General features: G+C 56.6%; 15 protein-coding genes, 1 tRNA gene, 1 pseudogene and 1 other annotated feature. Of the genes and pseudogenes, 3 read left to right on the top strand and 14 right to left on the bottom strand.

Annotation, left to right across the window (positions count from 1 at the left end; all coding sequences use genetic code 11):
• The first annotated feature begins 305 nt into the window (after window positions 1-305).
• Window positions 306-377: transfer RNA gene (locus tag ACK2JC_RS22585), tRNA-Glu, on the top strand.
• Window positions 378-516: 139 nt separating this feature from the next.
• Window positions 517-1,350 carry a DUF305 domain-containing protein gene (locus ACK2JC_RS22580; RefSeq protein WP_233460654.1) on the top strand — a complete coding sequence of 278 codons (834 nt, stop codon included), beginning with the start codon at window positions 517-519 and terminating at the stop codon, window positions 1,348-1,350.
• A 121-nt stretch (window positions 1,351-1,471) separates the two neighbouring features.
• Here the strand turns inward: ACK2JC_RS22580 and ACK2JC_RS22575 are convergent, their stop codons facing one another.
• The 12 genes and pseudogenes from ACK2JC_RS22575 to pheS all read right to left on the bottom strand — a co-directional run bounded on the left by ACK2JC_RS22575 (window position 1,472) and on the right by pheS (window position 18,402).
• Window positions 1,472-1,855, bottom strand: a complete 384-nt coding sequence (locus ACK2JC_RS22575; protein WP_092369440.1) for a hypothetical protein — start codon at window positions 1,853-1,855, stop codon at window positions 1,472-1,474.
• A gap of 147 nt (window positions 1,856-2,002) precedes the next feature.
• Window positions 2,003-2,470 carry an SsrA-binding protein SmpB gene (gene smpB, locus ACK2JC_RS22570; RefSeq protein WP_092369437.1) on the bottom strand — a complete coding sequence of 156 codons (468 nt, stop codon included), beginning with the start codon at window positions 2,468-2,470 and terminating at the stop codon, window positions 2,003-2,005.
• 14 nt (window positions 2,471-2,484) lie between these two features.
• The gene (gene rnr, locus ACK2JC_RS22565) at window positions 2,485-4,686 is read right to left on the bottom strand and encodes a ribonuclease R (protein ID WP_302327705.1); all 2,202 of its coding nucleotides are present in this window, start codon (window positions 4,684-4,686) and stop codon (window positions 2,485-2,487) included.
• 198 nt (window positions 4,687-4,884) lie between these two features.
• Complete coding sequence (gene secG, locus ACK2JC_RS22560; protein WP_092369434.1) at window positions 4,885-5,136, bottom strand: preprotein translocase subunit SecG; 252 nt, start codon at window positions 5,134-5,136, stop codon at window positions 4,885-4,887.
• Between the two features lie 257 nt (window positions 5,137-5,393).
• Window positions 5,394-6,341, bottom strand: a complete 948-nt coding sequence (locus ACK2JC_RS22555) for a type I phosphomannose isomerase catalytic subunit (protein ID WP_320936138.1) — start codon at window positions 6,339-6,341, stop codon at window positions 5,394-5,396.
• Between the two features lie 154 nt (window positions 6,342-6,495).
• Complete coding sequence (eno, locus tag ACK2JC_RS22550) at window positions 6,496-7,761, bottom strand: phosphopyruvate hydratase (RefSeq protein ID WP_092369428.1); 1,266 nt, start codon at window positions 7,759-7,761, stop codon at window positions 6,496-6,498.
• Between the two features lie 104 nt (window positions 7,762-7,865).
• On the bottom strand, window positions 7,866-9,014 hold the full coding sequence (locus ACK2JC_RS22545; RefSeq protein ID WP_207666188.1) for a DNA-methyltransferase: 1,149 nt from the start codon (window positions 9,012-9,014) through the stop codon (window positions 7,866-7,868).
• Window positions 9,015-9,082: 68 nt separating this feature from the next.
• Window positions 9,083-9,699: pseudogene (locus tag ACK2JC_RS22540) on the bottom strand (ApaLI family restriction endonuclease).
• Window positions 9,700-9,839: 140 nt separating this feature from the next.
• Window positions 9,840-10,772, bottom strand: a complete 933-nt coding sequence (locus ACK2JC_RS22535; RefSeq protein WP_320936141.1) for a hypothetical protein — start codon at window positions 10,770-10,772, stop codon at window positions 9,840-9,842.
• 5 nt (window positions 10,773-10,777) lie between these two features.
• Window positions 10,778-14,617, bottom strand: coding sequence for an EAL domain-containing protein (locus tag ACK2JC_RS22530; protein WP_368274871.1), 3,840 nt, complete (start codon window positions 14,615-14,617; stop codon window positions 10,778-10,780).
• Window positions 14,618-14,898: 281 nt separating this feature from the next.
• Window positions 14,899-17,322: a phenylalanine--tRNA ligase subunit beta gene (gene pheT, locus ACK2JC_RS22525; RefSeq protein ID WP_411337846.1), complete on the bottom strand. Its 2,424-nt coding sequence runs from the start codon at window positions 17,320-17,322 to the stop codon at window positions 14,899-14,901.
• 60 nt (window positions 17,323-17,382) lie between these two features.
• A complete protein-coding gene (gene pheS / locus ACK2JC_RS22520; RefSeq protein ID WP_276952984.1) occupies window positions 17,383-18,402 on the bottom strand; it encodes a phenylalanine--tRNA ligase subunit alpha in 1,020 nt (339 codons plus the stop codon).
• A gap of 127 nt (window positions 18,403-18,529) precedes the next feature.
• Window positions 18,530-18,771: a binding site (T-box leader), on the bottom strand.
• A gap of 328 nt (window positions 18,772-19,099) precedes the next feature.
• On the opposite strand from pheS, the gene ACK2JC_RS22515 reads away from it, so the two are divergent.
• On the top strand, window positions 19,100-19,981 hold the full coding sequence (locus ACK2JC_RS22515; RefSeq protein WP_320936667.1) for a DNA-3-methyladenine glycosylase family protein: 882 nt from the start codon (window positions 19,100-19,102) through the stop codon (window positions 19,979-19,981).
• A 30-nt stretch (window positions 19,982-20,011) separates the two neighbouring features.
• On the opposite strand, the gene ACK2JC_RS22510 is transcribed toward ACK2JC_RS22515, so the two are convergent.
• Together ACK2JC_RS22510 and ACK2JC_RS22505 are read right to left on the bottom strand one after the other, a co-directional pair.
• Window positions 20,012-20,395 (bottom strand): DUF2500 domain-containing protein, encoded by a 384-nt coding sequence (locus tag ACK2JC_RS22510; RefSeq protein ID WP_092369400.1) that lies wholly within the window; start codon window positions 20,393-20,395, stop codon window positions 20,012-20,014.
• 115 nt (window positions 20,396-20,510) lie between these two features.
• Window positions 20,511-21,956 carry a transglutaminase-like domain-containing protein gene (locus tag ACK2JC_RS22505; protein ID WP_368271425.1) on the bottom strand — a complete coding sequence of 482 codons (1,446 nt, stop codon included), beginning with the start codon at window positions 21,954-21,956 and terminating at the stop codon, window positions 20,511-20,513.
• Window positions 21,957-22,144: the final 188 nt, after the last annotated feature.

The raw sequence follows: 22,144 nt of genomic DNA, 5'->3' as shown, positions 1-22,144 counted from the left end.
GCGGCAGATTTTGACAACAATAATGATTCCCATCATCCACTTTTTTTAGGTAACCGTTCAGACGGCGGGAAAATTGGCGCGGAAAGCCGCGTCAAGCTCGCTTGTAAGCGGGTTTTTGTGTCAATTTTCACATCGGATGGACATCCGATGCTTCCCCGCCGGTCTTTTTCGGTCAAGAAGATGAGCCGTCTGAACGGTTACTTTTTCCAAAATAATTTTTTTAAATTTTTTTCAAAAAACTATAGACAAACCCAAAAACATATGGTATTATAAACGAGCTGTCGGAGATGAGACAGAAAAACAAAGGCCTGATGGTCAAGCGGCTAAGACGACGCCCTCTCACGGCGTAAACCCGGGTTCGATTCCCGGTCAGGTCATAAAGGAAAACAATCGGTATCTGCCGGTTGTTTTTTTCTTGTCTAAAATCCTTCCATTTCTTCCATGTATGAAATTGTTAATAACTCCCAATACTAATCCCATGCAAACTATCATAAAACGCAGAAGGGAAAATGTATTATGAGCAAAAATTCAAGATACTGGGCCATTGGGGCCATCGTCGTGCTGGCGCTGCTGCTGATCTGGATCATGTTCTCAGCAGGAAATCCGGGAAGCTCCGGACAGGATTCCACCGCCGAATCCACCGCTTCCTCCTCCGGCGCGTCCGAAAGCGCAAGCTCTGCCGCACAGGGGACCTCCGAATCCGCAGACAGCCACAGCGGCCACAACATGGACGGCCACAGCGCTTCGGCAGACCAGAACTTAAACAGTTACCTGGCGGACCAGGATCGGCAGATGGATCAGATGATGACCGGCATGCAGGGGATCCCGGAATCCGGCAGCGCCTCCGTGGACTTTCTCACCGGGATGATCCCCCACCACCAGGCCGCCGTGGACATGGCGGAGTCCTACCTCAAATACGGCGGTGAAAACAAGGAGTTAAAAGAGCTGGCTGAGAATATCATCGAGGTCCAGCGGGAAGAAATCGACCAGATGGAAAAGATGGCCGGCAGTCTGAAGGAAAAAGGCACCCACAACGAGGACCAGGCCAAGGCTTACCGCCAGGAATACGACAAGATGTTCGAGGACGGCGCTCACGGCCACCACATGCCCGATTCCAGCCCGGCCACCGTGGACGAAGCCTTTGCCGAGGGTATGATGATGCACCATCAGATGGCCGTGGACATGGCCCGGTCCATTCTGGAGTACACGGACGACGAGGAGGTCACCCAGTTGGCCAACGCCATCATCGAGCAGCAGGAGGTGGAGATCTCCCAGATGAAGGGAATTCTGGAAGGTTTACAGCAGGGGCAGCAGGAGTCAGCCTCCGAATCCCGGCCTGCCGGGCAATAAGCCCGCAGCCCCGCGGCAGCCGGTCTTTTTCATACAGCTGAACACAGACAAAAATCCCCCGGCGCGAAGGTCTGCCCTTCTGCTTCCGGGGGATTATGACGGACGGCCGTCTCCGCCTGTATTATGCTTCCGGTTTCCGGTTGACGAATTGACAGTATACATACACATTCTGAATCTTCTTTGCCTCCACTCCCTCAACTTCAATGATCGGCTGTGTCTCCGACGGTGTCACATAGAGCTTGAACGCGATAGCGTCCTGGTTGGGCCGCATGTTCCGGATGCTCTTGTACGGATAATGCCGGCTGCTGATGCCCAGATGCTCAAAGATGATCGACTCGATGGCCGGGTTGGTAAATCCGCAGATCACATCATCCCCGTACAGCTCCAGAATCGATCTCGCCTCCTCGAAGCTCAGATTCGTGCACTTGTACTCGCCCTGGTTCATCGCAGTCATCACGCTGCTGTTGTCCAGAAGCAAAAGCGGCAGATCACTCTTTCTTGTCATCTCGTTACCTCCTTCCTTAACCAAAGCATACTAAATCCCCAATCCAAAGTCAACATTATTTGTGCAAATTAAACAATTAACGAGCCTGTCAATCCTTAGACGAGGCAGATTGCCCCGCCTGCCAGCCGACAGGCTCGAAAACACAGCTCAATATAGATTTTTCACCTTAAAATCCTTCTCCAGCTCCCGCCGCTGATCCTTCTTGGCCAGGTCCGCCCGCTTGTCGTAGAGCTTCTTGCCCCGGGCCAGGCCGATCTCCACCTTCACCAGGCTGCCCTTAAAATACACCTGCAGCGGCACCAGGGTGTAGCCCTTCTGGGTGATCTTGCCGTTCAGCTTCATGATCTCGCTGCGGTGAAGTAAGAGCTTTCGCACCCGCAGCGGGTCCTTGTTGAAGATATTTCCCTTCTCGTAGGGGCTTACGTGCATGCCGTAGACGAACACCTCGCCCTTGTCGATCTTCACAAAGGCCTCCTTGACGCTGCATTTGCCCATGCGGATGGACTTCACCTCCGTGCCGAACAGCTCGATGCCCGCCTCAAATTTATCGTCGATAAAATAGTCGTGGTAAGCCTTCTTGTTGTTGGCCACCAGCTTGATACTTTCCTTCCCCATTGTATCCTTCCTCCTTACCTGTCCGAACCTGTAAACGTACCTTCATCCCGGCTCAGCAGAAAATCCACGGTTCTGGTCAGCTTATCCGCCCCGGATACCTCCACGCGGATGGGCTGGCCCAGCTTGTAGGTTTTCTTCGTCAGCTCGCCGGTCAGTTGGTAATTGTGTTCGTCGAATATATAGTAATCGTCCCGCAGCTCGCCGATGCGGACCAGCCCTTCCACTGTGTTGGGCAGCTCCACATAGAGGCCCCAGTTTGTCACGCCGGAGATCACGCCGTCAAAGCTCTGTCCGATAAACCGGGACATGTACTCGCATTTCTTCAGCTTGCCGGTCTCCCGCTCCGCCTCGTCGGCGCGCCGCTCCAGAGCCGAGGTCTGGGCGGCCACACCGGGCAGAATCTGCCCGTAGTGCTCCTCACGCCGCTCCTTCAACCCGCCCTTTAAGCTTTCCTTGATGATCCGGTGAATCTGTAAATCCGGATAACGGCGGATGGGCGACGTGAAATGGGTGTAATACCGGGTGGACAGGCCAAAGTGGCCCATACAGTCCGTGGTATACTTGGCCTGCTTCATGGAGCGCAGGGTGAGCCTGGTGAGCAGCGCCGCCTCCGGGCTGCCCTCGATCTGATCCAAAAGCTTTTGCAGCTCCTTGGGGTGGATTTCACCCTGCTGAATCTTCACATGGTAACCAAAGTTGTTGATAAAGGCGGCCAGCTGCTTCATCTTCTCCGGGTCAGGCTTGTCGTGGCTGCGGTACAGGAAGGGCAGCCCCTGCCAGTAATAGTCCTCCGCCACGGTCTCGTTGGCGATCAGCATGAAATCCTCGATGATCCGCGTAGCCGCGTTCCGCTCATAGGGCCGTATCTCCAGGGGCTTTCCCTGGGGGTCTAACAGGATTTTACTCTCCGGAAAATCAAAGTCTATGGCCCCTCTCATCTTGCGCTTCTCCCGCAAAATACCGGACAGCTCCTTCATGGCGTCGAACATGGGCACAAACTCCCGGTACTCCGCCATCACCGCCTGATCCCGGTCCGTGACCACCGCGTTCACCGCCGTGTAGGTCATCCGGCGGTCCACCCGGATCAGCGTCTCCGCGATCCGGTGGTCCGTCACATTTCCCTTGGAGTCGATCTCCATCAGGCAGCTGAGGGCCAGCCGGTCCGTTCCGGCGTTTAAGGAGCAGATGCCGTTGGACAGCTTGTGGGGCAGCATGGGGATCACCCGGTCCACCAGGTACACGCTGGTGCCCCTGCGCAGGGCTTCAACGTCCAGCGCCGTGTTCTCGGCCACATAGTGGCTCACGTCCGCGATGTGGACGCCCAGCAGCCAGGTTCCATCCCCCCGGCGGCAGATGGTCACCGCGTCGTCCAGGTCCTTGGCGTCCTCCCCGTCGATGGTCACCGTCTGCAGGGAGCGCAGGTCCAGACGTCCCGCCAGGTCTCCGCCCCATTCGGGATGGCTCTGCAGGTCGTCCAGCCCATATTCCGCGCCGTAACCGCGGGCCGTGGGCGTTTCCGGCACATACACCTCATCCGGCGCCAGCCCTGCCTGCTCCATCACTTCCTCCGGAAATTCCTCCGGCAGGCCGTAGGCCCGCACGATGGAGAGGATATCCGTTCCCGGGTCATTGATGTGGCCCAGAATCTCCACGATCTCGCCCTCCGGCTTTTTACTTTTACCGCCGAAGTCCGTCAGCCTGGCCACCACTTTATGGCCGGTGACCGCGCCCATATCCTTCCCCTCGGGGATAAACACGTCCGCCGCGATCTTCTGATTGTCGGGGATCACAAAACCGAATCCCTTGTTCTTCTGGTAGTAGCCGATCACCTCCTGGTTGGCGTGCTCCAGCACCCGGATCACGGTTCCCTCTGCACGGCGGCCCTCCCGGCCTTCATTTTCCATCACAATCTGCACCCGGTCGCCGTTTAAGGCCTGACCGGTGCGGTCCTCGGGGATAAACACGTCACGGTCCATTCCCTCCACGGTCACAAAACCGAATCCCTTGGGATGCCCGGAAAAAATTCCGTTCACGGAAAATGTCTCCGGCTTGCCGTATTTCCCTTTTTTTGACAATCCAACCTTTCCCTCCGCCACCAGATAGTCCAGCACTTCCTTTAACTCATCCCGCTGGGACTTGGGCAGATTTAACAGTATGGCGATCTCCTTTGCCTTCATCGGCACGTACGCCTTGTCGTTCATCAGATCCATCAGAATCTGCGTCCGCTCTTTTAATTGCGATTCTTCCATTTTCCCTCTTTCCTGGCCGCCTCCGAATGCCGGGCGCGGCCCCGATCCATTTCCCCGGGCGCAGGTATCCGCAGACAGCGCGCACAGCCCATTGCCTCCGGGAAAAACAAAACACCCTAATGTAAATTACAAAAGGGTGTCTATCGCTTTCGTTTCTGTTCTGATTTATGCTCCCTGAGCTTTCAGGATCACGTTCATCGCAATGGTAATGAGCATGAACGCCATAGCGCCGTACTTGGTAAACTTCTCCAAAGCGCCTTCCATGGAACGGCCTTTGTTCTTGCCCCAATAGCTGTCGGCAATGCCGCCCAGCGCGCCCAGACCCTGGGACTTGCCTTCCTGCATCAGAATCACTGCAGATATTGCAACACCGAGAATTACATATATAACTGATAAAATTATCTCCGCAACCGCCACTTTGATACACCTCTTTCATTTTCTATGGTCATAAACATAAATAATATACCATACTTTGTCCGGGATTACAACCATTTTTCCGCTAAAATACGAGAAATTGTAATAGGTCGGACGGGTCGTCTTCTTGACCGGAAAAGACCGGTCAAGAAGCATCGGATGTCCATCCGATGTGAAAATTAGCGCGATGAGCCGCTTACAAGCGAGCTTGACGCGGCTTATCGCCCCAATTTTCCCGCCGTCTGAACTGTTACGGGGTATTACGCTTCCGGCCAGGAGCAGATCAGGGAGAGTCTCCCCTCAAACCGGCAGGTTCCGTAGCCCGCGGGCACGATGAAGTGCTGTCCCTTGCGGATGGGCGTCCCGTTTACGCTGCCCTCGCCCTCCAGCACGCTGACGTTGGCAAATCCGGCCGGGAAGGTCTCCTCCCATGCGTCCGCCACATCCAGCTTCACCACGGTGTAGCGCGGACAGGTGACCAGATGGGTCTTTACCACATGCCCGTTGTCCACCGTCACCTGGGGACCTTTGCCCTCGTCGGCCTTGTAAGGAGCGCGGATCACGTCGATGCTCTGCTTCACGTGCAGGGGACGGGGTTTGCCGTCGCTGAGGCGGTCGTAGTCGTAGACCCGGTAGGTGATGTCGCTGCTCTGCTGGGTCTCCAGGATCAGGGTTCCACCCTTGATGGCGTGGACGCAGCCCGGATTGATCTGGAAGAAATCCCCTTTTTTGATGGGAATCTGGCGGATGAACTCGCCCCAGCGCTTCTCCTCGATCATGCGGACCATCTCATCGTGATCCTTGGCGTTATGGCCCACCACGATGGTGGCGTCCGGATCGCAGTCCAGAATATACCAGCACTCCATCTTACCCAGGGAGCCGTTCTCGTTCGCCCCCGCGTAGACGTCGTCGGGATGGACCTGGATGCTCAGATCGCTCTTGGCGTCGATGATCTTGACCAGCAGCGGAAACACACCCTCCGCGCCCTCTGCGCCGAACAGCTCCGGGTGGTTCTCCCACAGGGAGCTTAGGGTCTGGCCCTTGTAGGTGCCGGAGGCCACGCGCCCGTCCCCGCTCTTGTGGGCGCTGATGGCCCAGCACTCTCCCGTGTGATCGCTGGGAATGTCGTAGCCGTACACCTCTTTCAGACGGCTTCCGCCCCAGATGGCTTCCTTAAACACCGGTTCCATAAATAATAATTCGCTCATGTGTTTTTCTCCTTATCGCGTTCCCCTTGATTCTCTCGTTGCATACACAGGCGGCGATTGCCGCATCCCTTTTATCATACTATGGATTAAGCGTTTGTCAAGGTTCGAAGCTGCGAAAAGCCCCCGAAGGACCGGGAGCTTTTGTAAAAAATTTTTACAGATTCTGTTCGATGCGCAGGAGCTGGTTGTACTTGGCTACCCGGTCGCTGCGGCAGGGAGCTCCGGTCTTGATCTGCCCTGCGTTGACGGCCACTGCGATGTCCGCGATGATGGAATCCTCCGTCTCTCCGGACCGGTGTGAGATAATGGTCCCGAATCCGGCGCGTTTTGCCATCTCAATGGCCTCGAAGCTCTCGGACAGGGTGCCGATCTGATTCACCTTTACCAGAATTGCGTTTCCCGCCTCCAGCTCGATGCCCTTTTTCAGACGCTTGGTGTTGGTGACAAACAGATCGTCCCCCACCAGCTGGATTTTGCCGCCAAGGGCTTTGGTCAGCCTCTGCCAGCCGTCCCAGTCCTCCTCCTGAAGTCCGTCCTCGATGGAGCAGATGGGGAAGCGGTTGACCAGGTCTTCGTAGTAGTCCACCAGCTCCTCGGAGCTGCGGCGCACCGGATGTCCGGCCATCTGGCTCTCCCCCGGGAACAGGTACAGGCCGCTGGCCTCGTCGTACAGCTCGCTGGAGGCCGCGTCTATGGCGATCTTCACCTCGTCGCCCGGCTTGAACCCGGCCAGCTCCACGGCCTTCACCATGTAGCTGAGCACCTCCGCCGCGTCCTTGAAGTCTGGCGCAAAACCGCCCTCGTCGCCCACGCCGGTGCTGTAGCCGTTGTCCTTCAGCAGACGTTTTAAGGTGTGGTAAATCTCAGCGCACATTCTCAGCCCCTCGGAGAAGCAGCAGGCCCCCACGGGCATGATCATGAACTCCTGGAGATCCACGGTATTGTCCGCGTGTTTACCGCCGTTTAAGATGTTCATCATAGGCACCGGCAGCTGGCAGGCGCCGATGCCGCCCAGATAGCGGTAAAGCGGCATGTTCAGGGCGTTGGCCGCCGCCCGGGCCACGGCCATGGACACGCCCAGAATGGCGTTGGCCCCCATGTTCTCCTTGTTCTCCGTGCCGTCCGCCTCCCGCAGGAGCCGGTCGATGTGGCGCTGGTTTAAGGCGCTCTCAAAGATCACCGCCTCGCTGAGCACGGTGTTCACGTTCTCCACGGCTTTTTTCACACCAAGCCCTTGATAGCGCGGGCCGCCGTCCCGCAGCTCCACTGCCTCGAATTTTCCGGTGGACGCTCCCGAGGGCACAGCCGCCCGGCCGGTGGCCCCTCCGGCCAGGCGCACCTCCACCTCCACGGTGGGATTGCCCCGGGAATCCAGAATTTCCCTGCCCTGCAGGCCCTCAATTTCCATTTCTTCTGACATAAAAAATGACCTCCTCATATCAATTCGTTCCATTGATATAAGGATAGCCATTTTTGTAGGGAATTATTCCCGGAAGCGTGGGGCGCTGACGGCATCCATTTTTATCACAGCATCTGTGCTGACTTCACACCATATAAACTGCATTGATTTGAGAGTTCATTTTCTAAAAGCAGCTCAGGACTGTCCATCACGATCATATTTGCAGGCACTGCCGCCTCCTGGTCTCCGGCCGACCTGGATGTGCGCACCAGAACCAGAAAACTGCACCTTTTTTTATTCCCCGCCCTGCACAGCAAATCCGCCGCCTCCTGCAGGCTCTCGTGCTTTTTCTGAATTTTCACCGCCACCGGGGCATTCCGATAGTACGTTTTTAAAATGCCGTCAATTCCTTTATTTCTCTGAACAACATCACACCCCAGTGTATTCAGAAGTGCCAGCTCCTCCTCTGTTTTCGTCTTATAAGAATCAATGCCAACCTTTAACAGTCTGGACTCAGTCTTTGCCGGGCATTCCAGGCGTTGGCCGCACAGCCGGACCGCGCTGGGATTACTGTCGATTCCGACATAATTTCTTCCCAACAGCTTTGCCGCCACCAGCGTGGTGCCGCTTCCGCAGAAGGGGTCCAGCACACAATCCCCCGGATCCGTGCTGATCCGTATAATTCGTTCCAGCAGTTCAACGGGCTTCTGAGTCGGATAGCCGGTTCGCTCCTTCGCTTTCGGGTTGAGAAAAGGAATTTCCCAGACATCGGACATCGGCACTCCCTTCTTTTCCCTGGCTAAAACCACGTTTCCCTCATCATCATATTTATAACTCGCTTTTCCGTAAGTATCCCTAACCCGTTCCTGCAAAATCTGGTCGATATTGGTGGTCGGCGAATACGCATTGTAGATTGTATTGAATTTAAAATTGGCGGTTTTTGTATAATAAAAGATCGTTTGATGTCCCGGTATCAGGCCTTTGCGGGAATTCGACCATCTCTTGTACGTCCAGATAATCTCACTTCTGAAATGATTCTCCCCAAACACCTCGTCCATAATGAGCCTGAGATAATGGGATGCCGAGTCGTCACAATGTAAAAATATACTGCCGTTCTTTTTCAAAACGCGCTTGATTTCCTCCAGTCTCAACCTCATAAACCGCAGATATGATTCACGGGATTCCCACCGATCGGAAAATGTGTATTCCCTCCCGTCGGAGTCCTTTAGATGCTGTTCTTTTTGGGTAAAAAAGGGGGGATCCAGGTATGCCATATCAATGGATTCGCCCTCCATTTTTTTTAAAGCATTTAAACAGTCGTCTCTAATAACCATGTCTCTCCTCATTCTCTGGACTGTGCAATTTTTTCAAGAATCCCCAGCAAATCAATGTCCGTCATTTTTTCAATATAGCTCCATGCTCCGTCGCCGCAGTAATATTCTCCGCCAATCCCTTTATATAATGTTTCAAGTGTTTCCTGTATCTTGACCGCCTGCTCGCGCTGTGGGTAGTAGAACATAACCCTGACCGGTTTGTATCCCTTTGCCTTGATCACCTGAATTCTGGTGTGCTCCTTCGTAATATGATCCCCGTCCGTGGTAGCGTCACGCCATTTGATTTCGTGGGCCAGTTGGTTCACCAGACAATCAATTTCAAATGTTCTAGGACGAGCTCCAAGGCTATTCGGTATTTTTACCTTTGCCGCTTCTGGGAAACGGTGTTTCATGCAAGCAATCGCCGCCTCTTCCAAAAAGCTCCCGCATACTTATACGAAAACCGGCCCTTATTCTGATACAAGTCGATCAGACGACCCTCGTCATTCGAAACGCCCAGAACGCGATAGAGCAGATAATGTGAGTTGTCATCCGCCTTCATCTCCTCAATGCGCAGATCAACTTGCTGCTTTAACCGCGTTGCATATGCATCCGCTAAACGCTTGATGCTCTCATATACGCTCATGTCCATCGTTCACTGCTCCTACTCTATCGATGCAGCAATCGCCCGCAGGCTGCGCCAGCGGCCCATTGCATTCAAACACAGAGGGGAAGCACAGCGGCAAATCCCTGTTGCGCTTCCCCCTCAGATCATGTTTTCCTCCCTCACTCCACTCTCGCCCCATCCGCGCCCACATGGAATCCGTCGGGCGTCACCGTGTTGGTCAGCATGGCGCCGCTGACGGTGTCGCAGTAGTAGGACTTTCCTTCCCACTGAACCCAGCCGGTTTTCATGTAGCCGTCCTCGCCGAAGAAATACCAGAATTGTCCCAGATTTTTCCAGCAATTTGCGGGATAGGTCTGGTCCGCGTTGCAGAACCACCAGCCGCGCTCATCCTGCCGCCAGCCGCCCACAAAGCGCTCCACATCCTCCTTAGTCACGTAGAGCTGGGCCGATTCCTCCCAGTCGCCGCCGTTGTTGCCCCGGTCAATGATTCGGACCTTAAAGGTGTAGGTGCCGGGCCGGTCCAGCTTGTCCGCAAACTCCCAGCTGGTTTCCTTGGTGGTGATCACCGAACCCACGCTGGAATCCCCGCGGTACAGGCGCACCTTGTACTCCCCGGCCTCGGGGCTGTCGTCCCAGTGGGCGATGGCGTTCTCCTCGTCCCAGCGCAGCCCGTCCACATTCAGATCCCCGTCCTCCAGCTTGTCCAGTGTCAGGGTCAGCTTCATGATCTTCTTGTCGCTGTCCCGGCTGGAGCCGGAATATTTGGCGCCGTCCAGATCAAGGGCGCTCTTTCCACCCTGATCGAAATAATATCCGTCGTCAGCGGACAGCTCCACCTTTACCTTGGGCTTGTCGCCTCCGACCCAGTATCCCTTGGGATTGTCCACGTCCACGCTGGACACGGAGCAGCTGCCGGAGAGCACCTCCACGTCCACATCGCCGTCCTCCCCCGCCTCGATGTCGGAAGAAATCCTCAGCGATATCTGGCCCACCGGCTCCCGTTCCTCCTTGTCCTTTCCGTACGCCGGAAACGCAAGCGCCAGCGCCAGCAGCCCGGCGGCGGCCACGGCCGAATAACGAATTTTTCTCATAACGGTCACCCCTCCTGTTTTCCTCTGTGATTTACCTCTATCATATCACAAATTTCCCCAGGATGGAACCGCTGCTTTTTCAGCCATTCCTCGAACTCCGGCCGCGGCACCGGGCGGGAAAAATAATAGCCCTGCCCCAATTCGCAGCCCATCTTCTTGACCATATTCAGATGGTCCTGCGTCTCAATACCCTCGCACAGGGCCACGAATCCCATCTTGCGCACCAGCAAAACCAGCTGGCCCAGGAATTCCCGGCCGCGGTCCGTTTTCCCGCAGTTCTGCACAAACGCGCAGTCCATTTTGATGATATCGGTGGGAATCTCCGCCACCATGTTCATGATGGAGTAACCGGAGCCGAAATCGTCGATGGAGGTGGTAAATCCCATGTCCTGCAGCCGTTTCAGCACGCTGAAAATCTGCTCCGTGTCGCTGAGAAACGCGGTCTCCGTCAACTCAAACTCCAGGTACTCCGGTGAAATTCCAAATGCCTCCACCTGCTCCGCTATATAGGACACGAGCTGATCATCCCGCACATCCGCGCCGGAGAGGTTTACGCTGATCTTAAAGAGCGGTTCCCCACGCTCCTCCCGCTCCTTCAGCCACCGGCACACGCTGCCCAGCACAAAGAGATCAATTTTGGTGATAAATCCGTTCTTCTCGAACAGGGGGATAAACTCGTCGGGCGGAATCACCCTGCCGTCCTCCCGCACCCAGCGGACCAACGCCTCCGCCCCAGCCACCGAGCCGTCCTTCAAATAGATTTTGGGCTGGTAATACACCTGAAATTCCCCGTGCATCAGCGCGTACTCCATGCGGTTGATCATCTCGTTTTCCCGCAGCTTGATGGAAAAGGGCGCGTCCTTGTACAACACCACCGTGGATTTGAGAATGTAATCCACCGACTTTCGGGCCAGGTTGGCCCGGTCCACCGCCAGGTCGATCTCCCGGCAGTCCGGGTCCAGAAAATACACGCCGGAGCGCACCCGGATGTTGATGCCGTCGTAAATCTGATTTTGCAGCCGCGCGAAATTTTCATTGCTCAGAAGCAGCTTTTCCTGGAAATCCGCCCGGTCCTCATAGACGCCCAGCGTCACAAACACGTCCCCGTTGGCCCTGGCGTTGATCACCTCCGGTCCGCTGCTCTGCACCACCATGTCCGCAAACATCCGCAGGATATTGTCCCCCTGGGTGTAACCGATGGCGCTGTTGATGTATTTGAAACCCTTAATGTCGCTGGCCACCAGCACCCGCCTGGCCACGCCCTGATCCAGCGCCTTCTGCGCCAGCTCCTTGAACATGTTGTAGGTAAACAGGCCGGTCAGAGGATCCACATCGCGGTAATACTCCGCCCTGCGGTTTGCGTCGTCCAGCGCTTCCAGGGTCTTGGCCTCCGAGGCGATTAATCCCGCCACCTCCGCCAGCTCGCCCCGCTCCTTCTCATCCCAGGCGCGCGCCTTACTGCAATTCACCAGCGCCAGCTGTCCGATGTAACGCCCATCGCTGTAGAGACCTGCGAACAGCACGGACAACGCTCCGCTCTGCTCCAGGACCCGGCGCAGGTTTTCCTTATAGGTGTCATACCGGTCCCTGGAAAGGACCATCGTTCCCCTCTGGTCGTACAGGCCGTGGCAGATGAAAAATTCCTCCTTCCGGAAGCTGTCCGAAAGGGAAATGGGCTGCGCCGTCTGATTGTCCACCCACTGATAGATGGTGTTTTTCCCGCTGTCCCGGGAATTGTTCATGTACAGCGATACCCGGCTGAGCCCGTAACGCCTGCCCAAAAATGCCAGAAGGACCTTGACCGCCTTGGCAAAGGTGTCCTGAAGCCTGAAAATCTCCAGGGCGGCGGCCATAACCGTACCCGTGCTGTTGAACTCCCCGTAGCGCTCCGCCTCCTCCTGATCGGACGCGTAGATCGCCATGGTTTCATCCTGAGCCACCGGCAGGGGGCCATCCGTCCGCCGTTTCCCGCTGAGCGCAGGCGCGTAAGCCTGCAGGCGCTTGTATTTGGTGATATCCTGAAGAGACAGGAGCACCGCCCGCTTTCCCTCCCAGATCACCGGGATTCCGGCGGCATCGGCCCAGAGATTCAGAAATCCGTTGTAGATTTCCATCGCAGCCGGCTCCCCGCGGCGCACGGCCTCCCTGGCCGGGCAGGACTGGCAGGGCTGGCCCAGCCCCATGAATTCGCAGTAGCAGTATTTCCCGATGCGGCTGGACGTGGCCGTCTCCCTGGTCTTCCGATTCAGGTAAAGCAGCTCGTAGGTGTCCGCGTCCACCACATAGATCCATCCGGGCAGATTGTCCAAAATCTCCTTCAGGCCGTTGATCTGTTTTTCAGTTTTCTTTTTAGCCCGCTCTTTTATCAAAAAGGTGCCTAAAATCTTCGCTACAAAAGATAGGGCATCGATCTGCTCTCCGGTCCAAATCCGGTTCCGGCGGCATTCGTCAAAGCCGATAAAGCCTTCCAGGCGGCCGCTGTCGTAAAAGGCACACTGCACCGTGGACTTGATGTTCTGACCTTCCAGCAGGCGGCGCTGCCTCTGCTCCAGACGCGACACATCCGGGCAGAAAAATATCCCCTTCTCATTAAAATTGTCGATGTAGCCAGGAGCGTCCACCTCATAGCTGACACACTGCAAACGGCTCATCTCCGGCTGTATGCCGTCGTTGCACCACTCAAAGGTATTGTCCGTGTGAAGGCCGTCCGGCTGATTTTCAAATATATACACCCGGCTGACATCAAACTGTCTGCCCACAATCTGCAAAATCAGCCGGATTGCCTCCTCTAAGTCCACGGAGTCGTAAAGCGCCCGGAACACGTACTGGATGATCTGAGTATTAACCCGGCGCAGCCCCATCTCCGACTCGATGCAGGACTCCTGTGGGCACTCGCTGTCCTGGATTTCGCCTTCGCCCCAGGCGGACATATGGGGAGCGTAGGTTGTACAGAAGTTCTTTCCGCTGCGCTTCCCCCAGTAAAGGGCGCAGTCTGCCCGTTCCAACAGCTGTTCAAAGCTTCTCCCGTCCTGCGGAGAGACCGCGATTCCTACGCTGCAGGTCACCTCCACTGCGTTTTCTAAAACCGACTGCAGCTCTCCAACGCTCTGCACAATGCGCCGGCCATGGTACAGCGGCTGGTTCAAGTCGTTTAAATCGCGGAGAAATACGATAAACTCGTCCCCGCCGATTCTTCCCACCACATCGCTCTTGCGAAACAGCGCCTGCAGCCTCCTGGCGATCTCGGTCAGCACCATATCTCCGAACAGATGGCCCCAGGTGTCGTTGAGCGATTTGAAGTTGTCGATATCCACAATCAGCAGCGCACAGATCTGGCCTTCCCAGTTTTGACGGGCGTTGACCAGAGCCACGCAGGCGGAGCGGTTGAGCAGACCGGTCAGTGAATCCCTGCGCGCCTGCTCCCAGTAGCTCTGCCGCGCCATCTTGGCTTCCGTGTCGTCGATCAGCACGCCGCCGAAGCACTTGTTGCCGTTTAAATCTGTAACCACACGCCCGCGGCAGTCCACCCACCGGATCTCCCCGTCTCTTCGCCGGACCCGAAACTCCGTCTTGGAGCTGTCCGGGTTCCGCCTCAGCTGCTCCTCAAGCTCCCCGAAGGCGCGTCTGCGGTCCTCCGCCAGCACCATCCCGGCGATATTGCCGCCGCAGAGTTCCTGAAACTGCTCCCGTCCGCAGCAGCCGTAAAGCGCCAGAACTCCCTCGCTGGCGTATTCTATCCCGCCCGCTTTTGTGCAACGCAAAAAGCCGGCAGGCAAGCATTCCATAAAACGCTCCTTCTCCTCCCGGCGCAGTTCTTCCCCATCGTGATCTGTAACCGAATTCATCCCCATCCACCTCCGGCCGCTGCCTGCCCCTCTCTCCGGGCTCTGTCCGTCCTTTTTGCGCAGCGGCACCTTGTTCAAAGTATAGCATATTTATCTCCCATAGTGAATACGATGTGGGAAAATCAGCCATTTTTTCTACATAATTCGGCATGAAATGCCATTTTTTGTAACCAGAAATTTCACAATACGCAGACAGCGCGGCAGTTCCGCCACCGGCGATGCTGCCGCGCTGCCCGCGCTGCTCCGTTTCCGGCTCAAGCCCGGCGTCCGAAGCGTTTTATTTATGCTCTCAGCTCAATTCCCAGATTGGAGAGCCCGTTTAAAATCTTGTTCATCACAGAGGTGACTTCCTTTTCCTCCAGGGTATGGTCCTTAGCCCGGAAGGTGATGGAGTAGGCCACAGACTTGTGTCCGGCCAGAACCTGGGCGCCCTCGTAGATATCGAACAGGTGGTAGCTCTCCAGCACTTTGCCGCCCCTCTGCTCGATCACGTCCTCAATCTGTCCCACCAGCACGTTCTTCGGCACCACCATGCTGATATCCCGGGTCACAGCCGGGAATTTGGCGATTCCGGTGTACTTGCGGTCAAAGGTGGTGAAGGGGATCACAGAGGGCATGTCGATCACGGCAACGTACGCCCGGTCGCCGATCTTGTAGTTGTCCGCCACATCCGGGTGAAGCTCGCCCAGGTATCCCACCGTCACGCCCTCGTAGACGATATCGGCCTTTCTGCCGGGGTGCAGGTAGGGGTGGTCACCGTTTGGATCGTAGTGGGGCTTTTTGTTCATGCCCACGCGGTCAAAAAACTCCTCCACAACGCCCTTCATGGTGAAGAAATCGCCTTCCCCGTACATGCCCAGGGTAAACTGCATGCGCTCGTCGGGCAGCTCGGTTAAGGGCATGGCCTTGGGCAGATACACGTTTGCCATCTCGTACAGGCGCACGTCCTTGTTGCGGCGGTTGTAGTTGGTGGACAGGGAGGTCAGCATCCCGTTTAATGGCGTGGTGCGCATCACGCTGAAATCCTCGCCCAGGGGATTGGAAATCTCCACCGTCCGGCGAAGTCTGCTGTCCGCCGGGATCATCAGCTTGTCGAATACCCTGGGGCTCTCAAAGGAGTAGGTCATCCCCTGGGAGAAACCGCAGAACTCGGCGGTCTCCCGGGCCACCTCCTGGATTCTCAGCTCGTAGGGCAGCTTGCCGGTGGTCGCCTCGCCGGAGGGCAGGGTGGTAGGAATCTTGTCGTAGCCGTAGAAGCGGGCCACCTCCTCAGCCAGATCCGCCATGCGGTACAGGTCCTGACGCCAGGTGGGAACGATCACCTCTTTGGAGCAGGGGTCGTAGTCCAGATCAATCTTCTTAAAATAAGAGATCATGGTATCCTCGGCGATGTCCGTGCCCAGAAGGCGGTTGATCTTCTCCGGGTCAAAGGGAACCCGGTTCTCCTCACGCTTCTGGGAATAAATGTCAATGATTCCGCCGATCACCTCGCCGGCTCCCAGCTCCTCGATGAGCTGGCAGGCGCGGTTTACAGCCTCCTTGGCAGTGTTGGGATCCAGGCCCTTCTCGTATTTTCCGGAAGCGTCCGTGCGCAGGCCCACCTTCTTGGCGGACAGGCGGATGTTGGTGCCGTTGAAGCATGCGGACTCAAACACCATGGTGCTCACGCTGTCGGTGATCTTGGAATTTTCACCGCCCATAATGCCCGCGATGCCCACTTCCTTCTCGCCGTCGTTGATCATCAGGATGGTGCCGTCCAGCTTGCGCTCCTGGCCGTCCAGGGTCTGGAACACGTCGCCGTCCTTGGCGCATTTTACCACGATCTCGTGGCCCGCCAGGGTATCGTAGTCAAAGGCGTGCATGGGCTGTCCGTACTCTTCCATCACGTAGTTGGTGATATCCACGATGTTGTTGATGGGACGGATTCCGCTGGCCGCCAGGCGGCGCTGCATCCACCCGGGGGAGGGAGCCAGCTTGATGTTCTTCACCATTCTCGCGCAGTAGCGGGGGCACAGCTCAGGGTTTTCCACCCGCACCTTCAGGTAATCGTTGATATCCTCGCCGTTTCCGGTGGGCTTTACCACCGGCGGATGGAATTCTTTTCCAAATGTGGCAGCCGCCTCCCGGGCGATTCCCACCACGCTGTAGCAGTCCACGCGGTTGGAGGTGATCTCATACTCGAACACCACGTCGCGCAGGCCCAGCACCTCCACTGCGTCGGCGCCCACCCGGGTGTCCTCCGGGAGAATGTAGATGCCGCTCTCCGGCGCCAGTGGATACATGTCGCGGTCGGAACCCAGCTCCTCGATGGAGCACATCATTCCGTTGGACTCGATGCCTCTGAGCTTACCCTTTTTGATCTCGATTCCTTCCTCGGGAAGGGGGCCGCCGTCATGGCCGCCGGCTACCTTTCCGCCGTCCAAAACCACCGGAACCTTGTCCCCGGTCTTGACGTTGGGCGCGCCGGTGACGATCTGAACCGGCTCCCCGGCTCCGATGTCCACCTGGCAGACGATCAGCTTGTCCGCGTCCGGATGACGCTCGATGGAAAGGATCTGGCCGACAACAATCTTTTCAAGGTTTTTATCGAGACGCTCGAATCCCTCCACCTTGGTGCCGGTGAGGGTCATTGCGTCCGTGTACTCCTGAGCCGTGACATCCAGGTCAGGAACGTATGCTTTAATCCAGGATAATGCAGTGTTCATTTTTCTTCTCCTTTTCTCTCTATGGTTCGGGCGCAGGTCTGCTGCCCGTCAGACTGCGGGTCAGAACTGTTTCAGGAACCGGATATCGTTCTCGTACAGCAGGCGCATGTCGTCAATCTCATATTTCAGCAGGGCGATCCGCTCTAAGCCCACGCCGAAGGCGAAACCGGAATATTCCTCCGGGTCGATGTTGCACATCTCCAAAACGTGGGGATGTACCATACCGCAGCCCAGAATCTCAATCCAGCCGGAACCCTTGCAGAACCGGCAGCCCTTGCCGCCGCACTTAAAGCAGGTCACGTCCACCTCTGCGCTGGGCTCTGTGAAGGGGAAGTGGTGGGGACGGAATTTCACCTTTGTCTCCGGCCCGAACAGCTCCTTGGCGAACTCGGCCAGGGTACCCTTTAAGTCCGCAAAGGTGATGTTCTTGTCGATCACCAGGCCCTCGATCTGATGGAAGGAGGGGGAATGGGTGGCATCCACCTCGTCGGAGCGGAACACGCGCCCCGGGGCGATCATGCGGATGGGAAGCTGTCCCTTCTCCATGGTGCGCACCTGAACCGGGGAGGTCTGGCTTCTCAGCAGGATCGTGTCGTTGATATAGAAGGTATCCTGCTCGTCTCTGGCCGGATGTCCCTTGGGAATGTTCAGCTTTTCAAAGTTGTAGCGGTCGTACTCCACCTCGGGACCTTCCACTACCTCATAGCCCATGCCCACGAAGATGCGCTCCACCTCTTCCAGGGCGATGGTGTTGGGATGGCTGTGTCCCACCTTGTTCTTCCTGGCCGGCAGGGTCACGTCGATGACCTCGCGCTTTAACTGCTCTTCTCTGGCCTTTTTGGCAAGGGCGGTTCTGGCTTCCTCCAGCCTGCCCTCCAGCTGCTCACGGACCTCGTTCACCATCTGACCCACCTTGGGGCGGTCCTCAGGCGCCACATTCTTCATGCCCTTTAACAGGTTGGTCAGCTCGCCCTTCTTGCCCAGGTATGCCACCCGGATCTCATTCAGCTTTTCCAGCGCCTCGGAAGCTTCAATCTGGTTTAACGCTTCTTCTCTGATTTTCTCTAACTGCTCTCTCATGGCTTCTCCTTTTCTCTTTGAATTCGGGAATCCCGCCGCCGTGCGATCCCGCCCGGAAGGCTTCCTGTCACGCCGGGCCCATGCCCCGCGCAACGAAAAAAAGTCCCGTTCCTCCGCCGTTTCCGGCAAAAGGGACGGGACAAAAATATGCTCGCGGTACCACCCTGATTCCTGCGCTCCACATAACGCGCAGACACTCATTTGCACATAACGCGTGCCAGCGTCACAGACTACCGGCCTCTGGGCCTTCACCTGTGCGGCTCCGGTGGGAATTTCAAGCGCTTATCTGAACCTGGGGGAGCTTGCAGCCGGTGACTCCCTCTCTCTGCCGGAAAATAAGCCTCTACTGAACACCTTCATCGCCTTTGCGATTTAAATCTAAACTACATTTTAGCCACTCTTTCGGAAAAAGTCAAGATATATTCCCATAAACAGTTCAGACGGCGCGAAAATTGGTGCAAAAAGCCGCGTCAAGCTCGCTTGTAAGCGTCTTTTCGCGCCAATTTTCACATCGGATGAACATCCGATGCTTCTTGACCGGCTTTTCCGGTCAAGAAGACCATCCGTCTGAACGTACTCACTCCCCCCCCCCCCCGCCTCTCCCATCAAAAGCCATTTGACAACGGACTCCCTTCGCCTTAAACTGATCTCATACACCCGAAACTTGAAACCATCCCTAAAAGGAGCCATACAACCGATGACCCATATCCAAACCATAGACTGTCTGGACCTAAAACAGATCGCCGACTCCGGCCAGTGCTTCCGCATGCTGCCCTCCCCGGCGGGCGGCTACACCATTGTCAGCAGGGGCCGTCTGCTGCGCGTTTCCCAGGAGGGAAACCGGGTAAGCTTTGACTGTCCCCGGGAGGATCTCTCCTTCTGGCTTACATACTTCGACTGCGCCACGGACTACGCCGCCATCCTGACCTCCGTGGACCCGGACGACAACTACTTAAGAGCCGCGGCCGCGGCCGGGCGTGGAATCCGCATCCTGCGCCAGGACCCCTGGGAAATGATCATCACCTTCGTGATCTCCCAGCAGAAAACCATCCCCTGTATCCGGCGGCTGGTGGAGGACATTTCCCGGCGCTGGGGGCAAAAAATTGCGGACGGGGACGACAAAAACTCCGCCGTTTATTCCTTTCCCACCCCAAAAGAGCTGGCCCGCGCCTCCCTGGAGGAGCTATTGGACCTGAAGCTTGGGTACCGCGCCAAATACATCCACCGCCTGTCCCAGGATGCCGCGGCCGGAACTCTGGACCTGAAAAAGCTGGAAACCATGGAGTACGGACAGGCCATGGAATACCTCACCGGCTTTTACGGCATCGGCAAAAAGGTAGCCAACTGCGTCTGCCTCTTCGGCCTGCACCACATCGAGGCGTTTCCCGTGGACACCTGGATCGAAAAGATTCTGCTGCGGGAGTATTTCAGCGCAAAAAAATACCGCCGCACTCCCAAGAACCGCCTCTACGACACCATTCTGGCGGACCATTTCGGGAGGTACGGCGGCTATGCCGGCGTGCTCCAGCAGTACATATTTTACTACGAGCGGCTGAATCAACACAAAATCTCGCCCTGACACAGCCGGTGAAATAAGACCTTCCGACGCTTAAACCAGGCGGCGCTCAAAACCGCGGTAGCGGGTTCCCTGGAAGGTGAGCTTGCCCCGGTCCCCCTCCGCTAAAAGCCCGTACTCCCGGCCGGACATCCGCAGCTCCATCCGGTCCCCGCTCTCCACCTGGAAGGTGGCGTAGTAGACGGTGGAGCTCCTAGTCATATGGCTGCTGTCCGCCTGGCTCATATGCCTGGTTATATTGGTGCGCTTGGAGACCACCCTGGCGTCCACGCTGAGCACCGGTGAACTGTTGTTGCTGCTCCACTCGGAGGCGGACCGGACCAAAGCGAGAATCATAACTCCCACGATCAGCAGAAAAACTGCGCCGAACATCAGCGGGAAAATCGTATCCATAATGCCGAAAAATCCATAATCCATAAAATCACCCGCTTTCTTTTTCCTCTGATTTCATTATAAGCAATCGCGGGTGGAATGTCTTATCATTTTCCTTAACATTTGATTGATACTATCTGACAATATTCTGACCGGGTGATCACCACTCCCTCAACTCCACCATCCGATGATCGGTACAATACTCGTTCTCCTTCAGGCTGCGGTCCCCGTACTCTGCCTCGCCCATCTGATTGTCGTAGGGGTCGTTGCGCAGATGGGACATGGGCGGGTTGAAGTCCGCCTGGAACTCTCTGGCGGCGGGCATGCGGTAGGGGTCCAGGTTTCCGAAGTAGAACTCCCAGCGCTCCTCATATCCCTCCCGGAAGGCGGCTCCGCCGAAGGAGCAGTCCGCGTACAGCCAGCCGAAGGGCTCCACGTAAAACTGGGCCCAGTCGTGGCAGCCGATCTCCAACGGTGTGGTGTAAAGCCCGGCCTGCCATCTGGCCGGCACACCGGCGGCCCGGCACATGGTGATAAAGAGCAGGGCCTGCACGCCGCAGTCCCCCTTAAAGCAGGTGCTCACATACTCGGGAATATCCGTCAGCGTGAAATAGCTGCGCACATAGGAGTACATCACATGGCTGGTTATGTAGTCGTAGATCCGTCTGGCCTTCAACAGGGGATTGGTCTCCTCCCCCACCACCTCCCGGACCAGCTGGCGCAGATAGGGTGTGAAACGGATGTGGGGAAGCTGTTCCCGGCAGAAATCCCGGCGGATTTCCCGTATTTCACCCTGGCTGCCCTCCGAGCGCTGTGCCAGCGCGGCGGCCCGATCCAGGGCCTGTCCCCGGGAGAAATCCCGGTAGGGCGCATGGTTTTCAAAGGAAAACTCCACCGCATAGCGCTGTCCCTTGCGGTGCTCCGTGTGAAAGCAGATGGTCCGCTGCGGCTGCCCTGCGTCCGCCACCGTGTACTCCGAAGGCAGCGCCTCCCGCCCGCCGATGGACACGCTCTCCACCTTTACATTGCGGATCTGGCTGTACTCGATGGGAAGCGGCAGGTAGACCCGGATGGACTCTCCCTCCCGCTCCGCCTCCGACGTGATCTCAACGGTGCTGCGGATCCGGTAGGAACAGCTCATGCCCTCCGACTCTTTCATCCGCGTCATAGCGTTTTCCAGCAGCCTGAAATTGTCCTGCCTGCCCTTTAAATGGCTGGGATCAACCGCGCGCCGTCCGTAGGCCGGCCGCGTTTTCAGGATATTGGCCAGAAAGCTGCTGCGGAACTTCACCTGGCCGTCCACATAGATCCAGTCCGCCGCATCCTCCTCCCACAGCTGCGTCAGCTCTTCCTCCTTAAAATCCTGAATCTCCCGCTTCAGAATCTCCAGGGCTTCCCCCCAGGAGTAGGGGTATTGCCCGGGCAAACGCTCCAGAATCTCCAGCTCCAGGGTGAGCCGGTCTTTCATGGCCCGGGGCAGTTCCCGCTTAAGCCGCAGCCCGATCACCCGCTTGGCCTGGTCAAACTGCCCGCACCATTTTAATTTCTGGATATCCTCGGGCAGCGGTGTGCTCAATGTCAAAAAATAATTGTTTTCGTTCATCATTTTCTCACGTTCCTCTCTGACAGATATCCCTATCATACACGAAATACCGAAAAATGTATAGCCGGAAGCGCACATCCGCCGCCCAAAACCGCCCCAGGCCCCGTTCTCCCCCTGTTTACTTCAAATGGAAAACGTGATAAAATGACCGTATCTGATCCGGAGAGAGGTGATATTCTGTGAAGCTCTGC

Source organism: Enterocloster lavalensis, assembly GCF_046603895.1.
Taxonomy (GTDB): Bacteria; Bacillota; Clostridia; order Lachnospirales; family Lachnospiraceae; genus Enterocloster; species Enterocloster lavalensis.
This window is presented reverse-complemented; position numbering and strand designations above follow the sequence as displayed.

Coding starts and splice junctions, on each gene's coding strand:
- ACK2JC_RS22575 (WP_092369440.1), bottom strand. CDS start 1,855: ATGACAAGAAAGAGTGATCTGCCGCTTTTGCTTCTGGACAACAGCAGC.
- pheS (WP_276952984.1), bottom strand. CDS start 18,402: ATGAGAGAGCAGTTAGAGAAAATCAGAGAAGAAGCGTTAAACCAGATT.
- ACK2JC_RS22510 (WP_092369400.1), bottom strand. CDS start 20,395: ATGGATTATGGATTTTTCGGCATTATGGATACGATTTTCCCGCTGATG.
- ACK2JC_RS22555 (WP_320936138.1), bottom strand. CDS start 6,341: ATGAGCGAATTATTATTTATGGAACCGGTGTTTAAGGAAGCCATCTGG.
- ACK2JC_RS22535 (WP_320936141.1), bottom strand. CDS start 10,772: ATGAGAAAAATTCGTTATTCGGCCGTGGCCGCCGCCGGGCTGCTGGCG.
- ACK2JC_RS22530 (WP_368274871.1), bottom strand. CDS start 14,617: ATGAATTCGGTTACAGATCACGATGGGGAAGAACTGCGCCGGGAGGAG.
- ACK2JC_RS22545 (WP_207666188.1), bottom strand. CDS start 9,014: ATGGCATACCTGGATCCCCCCTTTTTTACCCAAAAAGAACAGCATCTA.
- ACK2JC_RS22580 (WP_233460654.1), top strand. CDS start 517: ATGAGCAAAAATTCAAGATACTGGGCCATTGGGGCCATCGTCGTGCTG.
- ACK2JC_RS22515 (WP_320936667.1), top strand. CDS start 19,100: ATGACCCATATCCAAACCATAGACTGTCTGGACCTAAAACAGATCGCC.
- eno (WP_092369428.1), bottom strand. CDS start 7,761: ATGTCAGAAGAAATGGAAATTGAGGGCCTGCAGGGCAGGGAAATTCTG.
- smpB (WP_092369437.1), bottom strand. CDS start 2,470: ATGGGGAAGGAAAGTATCAAGCTGGTGGCCAACAACAAGAAGGCTTAC.
- pheT (WP_411337846.1), bottom strand. CDS start 17,322: ATGAACACTGCATTATCCTGGATTAAAGCATACGTTCCTGACCTGGAT.
- ACK2JC_RS22505 (WP_368271425.1), bottom strand. CDS start 21,956: ATGATGAACGAAAACAATTATTTTTTGACATTGAGCACACCGCTGCCC.